Source organism: Bacillus cereus group sp. MG16 (assembly GCF_040459875.1).
Classification (GTDB): domain Bacteria; phylum Bacillota; class Bacilli; order Bacillales; family Bacillaceae_G; genus Bacillus_A; species Bacillus_A paranthracis.
This window is the reverse complement of sequence record NZ_JARVHE010000001.1, coordinates 2430724-2443463: the sequence shown is the minus strand read 5'-3', so window position 1 is coordinate 2443463 and position 12740 is coordinate 2430724. Positions and strand designations below refer to the sequence as shown.

The window sequence follows — 12740 nt, the reverse complement described above, 5'->3', positions numbered from 1 at the left end:
GCTTGCATAAAATTAATGAGTTTAAGAAATGCTACAAATGGAGGTGTATACATATGGAACCAATGCTATGTCCAAGTTGTAAAACGAACCGCACTCGCTTTAATATTCTTGAGCAACAAGTAAAACCAGTCAAATTAAATCCACAAACTGGTCAAGTAGAAGAAGAATACACAAATGAAACGATGAATGCTTTTCATATGGCTTATCAAGGACCTACTTATCGTGTCCAATGTGCTGTATGTGGGCTTGTTGAAAATCCAGAGCAATTTATTAAACCTGCTCAAAATCAATCTTTCTAATAAAAAAGTTGCTTGTGTTTCAAGCAACTTTTTTATTCTCATTCTACATTTACTTTAGACCCTCTGTAATATTACTTTTCCTTTCAATATAAATAAGCGGATCAGTACAAGTAAATCTATCAACATATGTATAATTATAGATGGATAAATTGATCCAGTTGCAATATATACCCTTCCTAACATAAAACCTAAAATCGTTGTCCCTACTACACCTTTCCACCCTTGATAAAAATGCGCTAAACCAAAAATGATGGAAGAGATAACTAGTACCCCCATTATCGATAGTGCTGGGAAAAGCTGTGATAAGTAATTCATCATGAAAGAACGAAATAATAGCTCTTCTGTTACACCTGCTGTAATACAAATAAAAATCCATAGTATTGTTTCTCGGCAATTATTAGGGAGCATCTCTGAAACATCACTCATTTGTTTCTCTGTATACTTTTGAAAAAGTTTACTTTTCTTTAACATAATTAACGGCACTATAAACCCAATGCATACACCTATCCACAATGATATATTCATATTTTTAAAATACTTACTTACCATATGATTAGCAGATGGTAGTTTAAGTCCATATTCCTCAAATGGGATATTGATTGAGTATGATGTTATTAACATAATGATGGTTAACACCCACAGTAAACTCATTGTTCTTATATAAAAGGAAACTCTTGCATTTTTATTTGTTTGTATATCTTCTTTCAACCTATTGTACAGCCGCTTACCAAGAACCCCTTCACCTAAGGTCAAATATATAAATAACATAGTCAAAACGATCATTTTAATCCCCTTTCTATATTTTTAAAGAATTTCTTTTTTTAATTTTTTTATCTTCCAAAATAACCTTATAAATATATACAAATACATACAACCTAAAAATCCAATTAAACCTTTTATCAAAATTGGAATCCTAAATTCCGAAGAACTTAAGAAAGTAGGAATCATACATATCATTGCAAATGAAAAAACAAATACAAGAAATTTAAATAAGTCTTTAAACTTTTCGATTTTTGTCTCTTTTTCCGAATATATATCTGGCAACTCATTATCATCAGCTATGTCCTTGCAAAAGTAGTGCCATTTGGTGAAACTTGTTACATGTTTCCAACCACACATTTCATATAATTCAATATATTCTTTTTGTTTTTCCTTTGAATCTCTATAATCCATTCTAAAATCGGCTTTATAAATTATATCTTTCGGCTCAGTTTTCTTAAACGTATACATCATATTATAATTTTGGAGCGCCCATCCTTTTTGATGCATTTTCCGTAAAAAGGCTTCTTCTTTTTCTAAACTCCATGCCGCGAAAAATTTCAATACCTTCTTTGTCTTCATCTTCTATTCACTCCCCTAATATACTATTTCCATTTCTTACCGACCTCTGCAACCTGTTATACTCTAGCTCTAACACTTCTCTACCAAGTGGTGTTAACTCATAACACTTCTTTCTATCTGTTGAGGCAACTTCAACAATTAATTTCTCTTTTAATAACTTCGTCGTATTCCCGTATAAAGTTCCAGGACCGAGTTTTACTTCTCCATTTGTCATCTCTTCTACCATTTGCATAATTCCGTAACCGTGCATTGGCTTTACTAATGACAACAATATGTAATATGTCGCTTCAGTTAACGGAATATATTTTTGCGCTTTTACATTCATTATAACTACCTCCGATACATCGCTTCATGATATATCGCCTCACGATATATCATATACCGATATTATATATTCGCATTCCAAAATATGCAAGAGTATAATTTAATAATTGAATATTTATTTCTTTGAATTGAAAAATCATATAAATTTTCTGAATAATTTGTTAAAATATAGAAATATCCGTTTATATTTTGAAAGGAATGATATATATGATAAATAAATTGAAGGAAAATATAGGATCAGTTTTTGTAGGTAAAGAAAATGTTATAGATCTATTAATTGTTTCCTTGCTTGCTGACAGTCATGTACTTCTTGAGGATGTACCTGGTACTGGGAAAACGTTACTTGCGAAAACACTTTCAAAAAGTATTGGTGGTAATTTTTCTCGCGTTCAATTTACACCGGATGTACTTCCGAGTGATGTGACAGGTATTGAATATTTCAATCCGAAAACGAGCGAATTCGAGTTAAGACTCGGACCAGTCGTGGCAAACATTCTACTGGCAGATGAAATTAACCGTGCAATGCCGAGAACACAGTCTAGTTTATTAGAAGCGATGGAAGAACGACAAGTGACGCTTGAAAAGCAGTCAACTCCTCTTCCAAAACCGTTCTTTGTTATTGCGACGCAAAATCCAATTGAATCACAAGGGACGTTCCCTCTTCCAGATGCACAGCTTGATCGCTTTTTAATGACAATTTCTATAGGTTATCCGAATCCTGAAGATGAACTACAAATGATGCGACGTTTTCGTAACGATGCACCACTAGGAAGTGTCACATCTGTTATTACTTTAGATGATATTTTAGAGGCACAGAAACAAGTAAAAGGGATTTTCGTATCAGAACCGTTAGAACATTACATTATTAAACTTGCTCATGCTACAAGAAATCATGATTATATCGCTAACGGTGTAAGTCCACGTGCCACATTAGCTTTAGTACGTGCTGTTCAAGCTTTAGCCTTTTTACGCGGGAGAGAATATTGCACACCAGAAGATATACAATTTTTAGTTCCTTCTGTTTGGAATCACCGTATCATCTTATCAATGGAAGGCGCATTACGTACGACAAAAAATGAAATGATGCAAAAGATTTTAAAAGAGGTTGACGTACCAGTGGAGATTGAGCAAGTATGAATGGACAGCGCGTTGTAACTGTACCTTTATTTTTTCAACTTCATATTATTCAACTATCTGTTCCAGGCGCGATACTATTTACATTTTTTATGCCGCAACGAATCATTATGTTTTTCTTTTTCTTCTACTATTTATTTGCGATTTTCATTTATAAATATGTCGCATATATAGAAAAACAGTTTCAATTGCTAAACGAGAAACAAACAACTCGTTTATTTCCTAATGAATCTGGACAGTTTTTTATTCATTTAAAAAATGGAGCAAACATACCACTCGTTAACGGTGTTTGTTATTTTCATTTAGATCCGTCCCTACTACCGAATAAAGATCAAGGAATTGAACAAATATCGAAAACGTTATTCTCTTTTCCTTTTTCACAACCTGCTCATTCAGCGCAAAAATGGGATTTAACATTAACCGCAACGAAGCGTGGCGTGTTCCAAATTGAACAATTCGAATGTGTTTTGAAAGATCCTTTTCATTTATTATCTGTACATTTACCTGTATTTGATAAATTAAGAACTGAAATTATTGTGTATCCATCACCTAAAGAAGTAGCAGGTTTGCAAGAACTTCAGCAACTTTTAAATGGATCTTATCGAACGAATTTTTCTTTTTACAATGATGAAACATCTATTATCGGTGTGAAACGGTACGAACGTGAATCTTTCCGCTCCATTCATTGGAAAGCATCTGCGAAAATGCAGGAATTACAGGCAAAGCAATATGAACCTGTTAAAAATTATAGTTGGACAATTTGTCTTTCATTATCTGCTGATCGCGGGTTTGGTTGGAAAGATAATATAGAAGATCTTATTTCATTTGCAACATACATTTGTCAATACGCTACGAAGCATCAAATACCGTTTGAATTATTTATTAGTATATTAGCTGAAGGTGGTCCTCTGCACTTACCATTAAATGAAGGGCAAACACATTACGCAAAAGCTTTAGAGGAATTGGCACGTATTTCAGACGATAGCACATTAATTCCGAAACAAGGATTTCTCCATTATACAAATAGAAAAGGAGAACAATCCTCTACAATGATTTACATTGGCTTGCAGAAGAATGACCTCTCTCTTCTATCGCAACCTACGTTTCTCATAAATAACGAAGGGATGGTGGAAAAGCTTGAAAACTTGGCTCTATCACGTTAATGACTTTATTCTGCTGCTCCTCCTTTCGTTATTAACAGAAAGGGACGAACTTATAGCTATTACTATATTTTTAGCACTAAGCTATATTGGTGTATTTCTAATCCATACATTCACGAAGAAAAAAACAACAGGATTTGTCATACTGTTAATGACTCAAATAATCGGTTGTTCTATTTTTCTCCCGTTCTCTCTATTTGGCACAATTATGTTACCGCTTTTCTTCTTTATCGTACATGTAGTTGGACCAGGATACCCAGTTCAAAAATCGTTAGGTGGTATCGTTTGGTTTGGTGTTTCAGCTATATTTTATGCGCCTTTTCCACCACTCGAGAAACTATTACTATTAGTTATACACATTATGATTACATTTTGGTTAACTGGAGCAAATCGTAATCAACAGTTATTACGTTTCGCTTCTATTATTACGATTGGTGTAATGAGTATAATACTTATTCAAGTGTTTCCTTTCATTCGGCTTGTTTTTTCATTTATCATAGAAGCAGTTGCATTAGGGTTCGGATACGCTATCAATCCATTATTTTCAGCAGCCGTGTTAAAAGAAACAGATGATTTTTGGTCGAATAAAGGAAATCTAAAAGACCCTACAATTAAGGATGATTTGGAGCCACGTTCTTTTGATCCAACTCTTATAAATAGCATGACCATAATTGCTTGTACAGCTATCGCTATTTATGTCGTTTGGAAAATAATAAAAAAACGAAAACAATTCAGTTTACCAAATATACCTGTCTTTGAATCTACTATCATCACTGATAAAGAAGGAATGAGCCAAAAACGTTTGAAACGAAACAAACCGCCACATAACGAAATTCGAAAAGAAATTTTTAAGCTTGAGAGTAAATTAATTCCTCCTTTAAATAGAAATCGAGGAGAAACTATTGAGGCATGGTTAGATAGAATAAATAGTGAAGAAGATGTAAATATTCAGAGTCATATTATTAGTAATGCTTATAATACAGTGCGTTATTCAAATGAGGAAAACACCGTACTTTTGTATGAATTTAAGGAAGAAATCCATAAACTCTATGCATATCAGAAGAGTTTAAAGAAAAGAAAGAAATAACACAACAAAAAGACTCCTATTTTCATAGGAGTCTTTTTATACTTCTACGTTACTTTTTAAATTGAGGCGTTTTTCCCTGCTTCAATCTCTAATGACTCTTCATGCCACCAAAGTGTTTCTTCAGGATCTTCTTTAGCAATTTGGTGTGCTTCTTTTTTCGATTCTACTGTAGGATATGAACCTTTTAGCGCACGTCCTGATGTTGTAACGAATAGGACACTAAATACAACTAATCCAATAATACTTACACCTGTTAAATAAAATGCCGGTGCAAGCGGGTTACCGGTTGCATGAACTAAGTATGAACATACAAGTGGTGTTGTACCACCAAATATCGATACAGAAATATTAAATGAGATCGAAAGTGCTCGATAACGTACATCAGTGAAAAAGAGTGATGGTAATAATGAAGGTAATGTTCCTTCATATACACTTAGGAAGAAACCTAATACGAAAATACCTGCAAATATAGCTGCAATATGCCCGTTACCTATTAGTAAAAAGGCTGGAATTGCAAATACAGTTAAACCAAGTAAACCGATTTGCACGACGCGTTTATTACCAATTTTATCACTTAATTTACCGAAATATAGTGCTAGTGGAATCATAAGTGCCATCGTAATAGAAATAATTAGTAAGCCTGTTGTTTCTTCGACTTTAAGTACTTGAGTTAGATAAGAAGGAATATACGAAAGAATCATATAATTTGTAATATTAAAGAAGGCGACAATTACTGTGCTTAATAAGAAGTCTTTTTTGTGATATTTCATAATATCCATAAATGAAAATTGTTCATTGTCTTCAGATTCCTCTTGTGCTTTTTCCATCTCTTCAAAGATGGGAGATTCATCTAAATGACGGCGTAAGTATAAACCGACCAAACCAATTGGTGCAGCTATTAAGAAAGGAATACGCCAGCCCCAGCTGAGCATTTGTTCATCTGTTAACAATAACGTCAAAATGGTAACAATTACCGATGCAGCAATGTAACCTGAGAGTGTTCCAATTTCAAGACCACTACCGAGTATACCACGCTTTTTATCTGGAGAAGATTCTGCGATATAAACCATTGCTCCTGAATATTCGCCGCCTGTAGAGAAGCCTTGAATCATTCGGGCAACTAAAAGTAGTATTGGTGCCCATACACCAATTTGTTCATAGGTTGGTAGTAATGCGATGAATAATGTAGAAAGTGCCATTAAAATAATAGTAGTACTTAACACGATTTTTCGGCCGTACTTATCTCCTATTCTACCAAAGAATACACCTCCGATTGGTCGAACGAGGAAGGCCGCTGCAAATGTACCGAATGTAAGTACAAGTTGCAATCCACTATTATCAACACCTGAGAAGAATAATTGACTTAAAATTACCGCTAAATACGCGTATAATCCGAAGTCAAACCACTCCATTGCGTTCCCTATACCAGTAGCAACTACTGCTTTCCTGGCTTGTTTAGGATTAACAATATTAACGTCTTGAGGTTCAAAATTTAAATCATTATTTTGTTGCATATAATAAAACAGCTCCTTATTTAATTTAACTTCTTTAAGCACACCTTCTCTTATTGAATAAAATTAATTCGAAGCACTTAAGGAAAATTAACGTCTCCTTATCTGTTATTATTGTTTCACATAATTAATTATTTGTCCAATGAGATGCTCTCTAGGTTAAGTAATTTACTATTTTAAAAAGCTGAAGAAGCCGCTAAAACAGCGACTTCTTCAGCTTTTTATATTTTTTTAAATACTTGCTGTAGCAGCTATGTTATGAATACAGGAAATAAACTCATAAATGAATGCGTCAATTTCCTCTTTCGTAATAATATACGGCGGAAGTAATCGAATAATATTCCCTTGTGTTACATCGACCAACATTCCTTTACTCATTAACTCAATCTGTAATTTCTTCACATTTTCATTCGTGTCATTCACACTTATCCCAAACATCATCCCCGCATGACGCACTTCCTGAATATAATAAGAATTTTCTTTCTGAATGTCTTGCAGTTTGTCATTCAAATATAGTGACGTTTCATATGCTTCTTGCATTAAACCATCGTCAAGTAATGTATTTAATACAGTTAAACCTAAAGCCGTTCCCATTGATGAATGAGCAAATGTGGTGCCGTGATCTCCTGGTGCAAATACATCACATAACTTTTCACCTACAATAATTCCGCCAAGTGGTATCCCGCCTCCTGCTCCTTTACCAATTTGAATAATATGTGGTGTAATATTGAAATTTTGATAAGCAAATAGTTTTCCTGTTCTCCCCATACCACTTTGAACTTCATCAACGATAAGTAATACATTATATTTCTCACATAAATTTTGAACACCATGTAAAAATTCACCCGATAATGGATAAATTCCTCCGCTTCCTAATACAGGTTCTAACATAATTGCAATTGGATTTTCATGAATTATTGTCTCTTCTAATTGCTCTATATTCTCGCGCTCAACTTCATATACTGGGATCGATGTTTTCGGGAAATTTTGATATACACTTTCTTGTCTTGTAAAATGAAGTGCCCCCAACGTACGCCCGTGGAAACTATTCTTCAACACTACAATTCCTTCACGTTCTTCATGCATAATAGCTCTATATTTATCAATTAATTTCAACGTCGTTTCTGTCGCTTCTGTACCTGAGTTTGTAAAAAAGACCTTTCCGTTTTTTAAAGAGCAATCAACTAATTTCTTTGCATAATCAATCGCAACTGGATTTAAAAAATGAAACGGTAGATGCAACGACTTCGTAACTTGATCCATTGTTGTTTGTACGATTTTCGGGTGATTGTATCCTAATACATTTACTCCGACACCAGAAAATAAGTCTATATACTCTTTACCATCCACATCATACAGTTTACACCCTGCTCCTCTTTCTATCGCAAGCTTTGTACGACAGTACGTTGACATCATATACTCTTTATCTAATTGAAACCAATCCGACATGTTACATTCCTCCTAGTTATTTTCCCTGTTTTATTTATGTTCATTTTCTATAAAGTCATGTATAAATTCATTTTTAAGATTGAAATTTTAATAGTAATGTTCTTCCCGATATTCATTTTTCCATAATTTCTTCTATTTCAACAGGTCCACTACATACGCGTTTTTCTCATCTAGCGGTCTGTAACTAGTTTGAACTTAGCGTGTTATACATAATCAAGGCTATAAAATCATATTTAGTAACAATGGACGAAAAAGATTTGGAGGCTATATTGATGAATGAAAACTATGATAAACAGAGACAATCTTTACTAAGGAAAGACTTTAATGATAATGGAGAACGTAATGAACAAGCTATACTTCACTCTCAAACAGTTGGTTCACGTGGACCTGTTCTAGAGCAAGATAGTGTGCTTCACGAGGCGTTACAACAATTTATTCACGAAAAAATTTTAGAAAGACCTGTTCATGTAAAAGGATTTGGTGCGTTCGGTTATTTTCAAACAATCTATCCAATGCCCGAACATACTAAACTAAATTTCCTACAAAATGCTAATGAGAAAGTTCCCGTTATGGTGCGATTTTCATTAGCTGTTAGCACGAAAGGAACACCTGATACTTCTAGAAATGTACGCGGTTTTTCTACAAAATTTTATACTAAAGAAGGTATTTTCGATCTATTATGTAATCACATTCCTGTCTTTTCTGTACGCGATCCGATGCGTTTCCCTGAAACCATTCAAGCGTTGTCACCTTCACCTAAAAATAACTTAATAGACCCTAATAGATTTTGGAGCTTTGTCGCTAGAGCACCTGAATCCATACATTTCGTTGTCCGTTTGTACTCTGATAATGGTACGGTCAAAAGCCTTCGCCACATCCCAGGACATAGTGTAAATACATATGTTTGGAGAAATGTAGAAGGCAATAGAAAGTATGTAAAGTATCATTGGTACCCATTTGAAGGTGTACAATTCATTACTAGTGAGGAAGCAAATAAACTGGCTGCTGAAAACCCAGATTATAGCGGGAAAGATTTATATGATGCAATTGCAAACGGTAAACCAGTGGAATATGGTTTATATGTCCAGCTCATGGACCCGAAAGATGAAGCGCATCTTTCTTACGATCCTTTAGATGATACAAAGATATGGGATGAAAAAGCGTATCCTCTTATACCAGTCGGCAAAATGGTATTAAATAAAAACCCTGAAAATTATATGGAACAAGTAGAAAAAGTCGCTTTCTCCCCTTCTAATTTACTTGACGGTGCTGAATTATCAGATGATAAAATGTTGCAAGGGCGAGCTAACATTTATAGTGATTCTCAAAGAAGAAGAATTGGTCCCGAATTTCGGAAATTAACGATTAACAAGCAACAAAATTGGACACCTGCTAATCAAATAACGAGCGGTGACGGAAGATACGTTGAAGGTAAAATTGAAAGAACTTCAATAACGAAACAAGATGACTTTACGCAGGCTGGTGAATTTTATACGAAGTTAAAACCGATAGAAAAAGAACATCTTGCAGAAAACTTAGCTAGTGACTTGAAAGTTATATCCGATGATATTAGAAAGGTCGTTCTAGGGAATTTCCATAAAGTGTCAGCTGATTTGGTGAAGAGGATTGAAACCAAAATAGAAAAATAATAAGAAGTAAGAACGCATCGACTTTTTTCATAAAAAAGAGCCATTTATCTAACCTTTTTTTAGTCAGCTAAATGGCTCTTTTTTATTTTTTCACCACATTATATCTTTTCAGAACTACACTTCCGAATTTATTAAATATCCGATCCATCAAGAAGCCCATCAATCCAAGAATAACAAGACCGACAAAAATCCAATCTGTTTTGAAATATAACCTTGCATTCCAAATCATATAACCAATTCCTTCATTAGCTGCAACCATTTCAGCTCCAACAATGGCCATAAATGAGGATCCCATTGCAAGCTTTGCCCCCGTATAAATATAAGGAAGTGCTGCTGGTATGATGACATGGAACATAATTTGCCATTCTGATGCTCCCATACTTCTCGCTGAGCGAATTTTATCTTCTTCAACAGCTTGCACACCGGTAATTGTGTTAATCGTCACAATAAAGAAAGTTGCATACATAATGAGAAAAATTTTAGATTGCTCTCCAATACCAAACCAAAGCATAAATAATGTTATAAAGGCAAGAGGTGGAATAAAGCGAATAAAATTGATAACTGGATCAAATAGCGCTCTTAACCATGGGATTCGGCCAATTAATAATCCTACCGGAATGGCTACAAGATTCCCTAAAATCCATCCAGCTATTACTCTTAAAAAACTAACTCCTATATATATAAATAAGGAACCATTTTGACTCAGTTCAATTGCTCCATACAAAACTGCTATCGGACTTGGCAAAAATTGCGGATCAGAAAAATTCGCTACAACACTCCATATCGTAAGGATAAGTATCCAAGTGATAATTCCACTTTGTAATAGCTTCTTTTGTAAACCAATCTTGAAATTATTTGTTTCATAAATAGTCTCTTTTCTTGCAATCTCATCTTTCAACACGCTCATATTTGGACCTCCTTTCAATCAAAGTGTGATTGAATCATTTGATAATAGTAATTAAATTCTTTATCTGTAAATGTTCTCGGATACGGTAGTGGAATATCGTAAATCTTTTCAATTTTTGAAGAAGGTCCTTTAGACATTACCCCTATTCTTTGCCCAAGTAATAGAGCTTCTTGAATATCATGAGTGACAAAAATAATCGTTTTGTTTGTTTCTTTCCAAATTCGAATTAACTCTATTTGCATTGTTCTTCTAGTCATTGCATCGAGTGCTCCAAATGGTTCATCCATTAATAAAAATTGCGAGTCATTGGCTAACACACGTGCTAATTGAACTCTTTGTTTCATTCCTCCAGAAAGTTCTCTTGGATATTTTCCTTCATGCCCATCTAGTCCAACTAGTTTTATATAATGAGAGGATATATCATTTCGGGTCTGCTTTATCATTTTTTTCATTTTTAAACCAAATTCAATATTTTCTTTAATTGTTAGCCACGGAAAAAGCGCTGCGTCTGCTTGTTGAAATACGACGCCACGATTTCTATCAGGCTTAATTACCTCTTCATTATTGACTATTAGTTTCCCTGATGTCTTTTCAACAAATCCAGCAACCATACTTAATAACGTAGATTTTCCACATCCGCTTGGGCCAAGTAATATAAAAAATTCACCATTCCCAATTGTTAAATTTACATCTTCTAAAACAAATTGTTCGTTATTAAATGATTTAGATAACCCAGAAATAGAAATGGCCACAGGAGATTTCAATACTTCTTTTTCACTTACTGTACTCACCATAATTCACTCCTATTCTATTTATAAGTAACAGATTCAGGGAAAGCTTTCTTTAGTGATTCAAGATCAATCTTATCTTTCAATTCATATTTATCTTTCAGCTTCCCTTTTTCTTCTAACCATTTTTTCATATCTTCTAGATGCTTAGCATCTTCTTTTGTAAATCCAAGAACATAGTTCTGTCTTTCAATATCTTTTAATGCATCTTTCTCGGGTAGTTTCAATTGTTCAAAAGCAAGTTTTGCTGTTTCTTTTTTATTGTTTTCTACGTACTTTATACCTTCAGAAAGAGCCTTAATAGTATTTTCAACGGCTTTTGGATTCTTCTCGACGAATGATCTTTTTGCTAGTAAATAGCTGTCAATTGTAACGCCTGCACTTTCTAAATCACCTAATTTTGTTACACCTTTTATATTTTTAAATTTATCCTTTAATGCACCAGAACTCCAAACAGCATCTATATCACCATTTTTCATTCCTACAATAGCTTCGTCTGGTGTACTATATGGAACGAAGATAATATCCTTTTCATTAATATGTTTCGCTGCCAAATATTTCGCCCAAACATACTCCGTTACAGTCCCTTTAGGTACGCCTAACTTTTTACCTTTTAAATCATTTTCTGTTTTAATACCCTCTCTAACTAGAAGCTCATTGTCTTTTGATGATTTTTCATTTCCTCGCGTAAGTGTTGAAATTACGACCATATCCCCTTTTCCTAACGAATTTAAAAGCGCATAATCAGCAGCAAGACCTGTATCAGCTTGTTCCGTTAATACCGCATTAACTGTATCAATTCCATAAGCAAAATTCGATAGTTGAGCTTTAATACTATTTTTCTCAAAATAGCCTTGTTTCTCGGCAGCTCTAAACTGAAAAGATCCGCCAGCAGCTGTATCTATAGCCATTTTCACCGCGGCCGTTTCTTTCCCATTACTTTTTGTCGTTCCCGCACTTTCTTTTGAAAAGTTTGAGCATCCTGCTACAGCTAAACTAGTAACCATTGATAAACTTAAAAATAAAGGCTTTAGTTTCACCATTTATCATTCCTCCATAACAATTTGTTCAAGCTTGAAGCAAGATTTGTT

At 34.1% G+C, this 12740-nt stretch carries 13 protein-coding genes; 5 read left to right on the top strand and 8 right to left on the bottom strand.

The window, feature by feature from the left end:
* The first annotated feature begins 53 nt into the window (after nt 1–53).
* Nucleotides 54–299 carry a hypothetical protein gene (locus QCI73_RS12540; RefSeq protein ID WP_000433609.1) on the top strand — a complete coding sequence of 82 codons (246 nt, stop codon included), beginning with the start codon at nt 54–56 and terminating at the stop codon, nt 297–299.
* 54 nt (nt 300–353) lie between these two features.
* Here the strand turns inward: QCI73_RS12540 and QCI73_RS12535 are convergent, their stop codons facing one another.
* From QCI73_RS12535 to QCI73_RS12525, 3 genes are read right to left on the bottom strand one after another with little or no spacing between them, the layout of a single operon-like run.
* The gene (locus QCI73_RS12535) at nt 354–1082 is read right to left on the bottom strand and encodes a CPBP family intramembrane glutamic endopeptidase (RefSeq protein WP_000636546.1); all 729 of its coding nucleotides are present in this window, start codon (nt 1080–1082) and stop codon (nt 354–356) included.
* 21 nt (nt 1083–1103) lie between these two features.
* The gene (locus QCI73_RS12530) at nt 1104–1640 is read right to left on the bottom strand and encodes a DUF2812 domain-containing protein (RefSeq protein WP_049112474.1); all 537 of its coding nucleotides are present in this window, start codon (nt 1638–1640) and stop codon (nt 1104–1106) included.
* Nucleotides 1641–1647: 7 nt separating this feature from the next.
* Nucleotides 1648–1965 (bottom strand): PadR family transcriptional regulator, encoded by a 318-nt coding sequence (locus QCI73_RS12525; RefSeq protein WP_078418078.1) that lies wholly within the window; start codon nt 1963–1965, stop codon nt 1648–1650.
* Nucleotides 1966–2171: 206 nt separating this feature from the next.
* On the opposite strand from QCI73_RS12525, the gene QCI73_RS12520 reads away from it, so the two are divergent.
* Genes QCI73_RS12520 through QCI73_RS12510 form a run of 3 tightly spaced genes read left to right on the top strand, consistent with a single transcriptional unit; the run spans nt 2172 to nt 5345 of the window.
* The gene (locus QCI73_RS12520) at nt 2172–3101 is read left to right on the top strand and encodes an AAA family ATPase (protein WP_353823026.1); all 930 of its coding nucleotides are present in this window, start codon (nt 2172–2174) and stop codon (nt 3099–3101) included.
* Complete coding sequence (locus QCI73_RS12515; protein WP_353823025.1) at nt 3098–4261, top strand: DUF58 domain-containing protein; 1164 nt, start codon at nt 3098–3100, stop codon at nt 4259–4261. The genes QCI73_RS12520 and QCI73_RS12515 overlap by 4 nt, the downstream gene beginning before the upstream one ends.
* Nucleotides 4236–5345: a DUF4018 domain-containing protein gene (locus QCI73_RS12510; protein WP_353823024.1), complete on the top strand. Its 1110-nt coding sequence runs from the start codon at nt 4236–4238 to the stop codon at nt 5343–5345. The genes QCI73_RS12515 and QCI73_RS12510 overlap by 26 nt, the downstream gene beginning before the upstream one ends.
* A 56-nt stretch (nt 5346–5401) precedes the next feature.
* On the opposite strand, the gene QCI73_RS12505 is transcribed toward QCI73_RS12510, so the two are convergent.
* Entirely contained in the window at nt 5402–6859 is a 1458-nt protein-coding gene (locus QCI73_RS12505) for an MFS transporter (RefSeq protein ID WP_001186942.1), read from the bottom strand.
* Between the two features lie 228 nt (nt 6860–7087).
* Nucleotides 7088–8305, bottom strand: a complete 1218-nt coding sequence (locus QCI73_RS12500; RefSeq protein WP_353823023.1) for an aspartate aminotransferase family protein — start codon at nt 8303–8305, stop codon at nt 7088–7090.
* A gap of 272 nt (nt 8306–8577) precedes the next feature.
* On the opposite strand from QCI73_RS12500, the gene QCI73_RS12495 reads away from it, so the two are divergent.
* Nucleotides 8578–9954: a catalase gene (locus QCI73_RS12495; protein ID WP_327924039.1), complete on the top strand. Its 1377-nt coding sequence runs from the start codon at nt 8578–8580 to the stop codon at nt 9952–9954.
* A gap of 82 nt (nt 9955–10036) precedes the next feature.
* Here QCI73_RS12495 and QCI73_RS12490 read toward each other — a convergent pair whose 3' ends face one another.
* The 3 genes from QCI73_RS12490 to QCI73_RS12480 are packed head-to-tail and all read right to left on the bottom strand — an operon-like array spanning nt 10037 to nt 12692.
* The gene (locus QCI73_RS12490; RefSeq protein WP_353823022.1) at nt 10037–10861 is read right to left on the bottom strand and encodes an ABC transporter permease; all 825 of its coding nucleotides are present in this window, start codon (nt 10859–10861) and stop codon (nt 10037–10039) included.
* A 14-nt stretch (nt 10862–10875) separates the two neighbouring features.
* Nucleotides 10876–11655 carry an ABC transporter ATP-binding protein gene (locus QCI73_RS12485; protein ID WP_000255350.1) on the bottom strand — a complete coding sequence of 260 codons (780 nt, stop codon included), beginning with the start codon at nt 11653–11655 and terminating at the stop codon, nt 10876–10878.
* Between the two features lie 14 nt (nt 11656–11669).
* Nucleotides 11670–12692: an ABC transporter substrate-binding protein gene (locus tag QCI73_RS12480; protein WP_262726383.1), complete on the bottom strand. Its 1023-nt coding sequence runs from the start codon at nt 12690–12692 to the stop codon at nt 11670–11672.
* Nucleotides 12693–12740 lie beyond the last annotated feature (48 nt).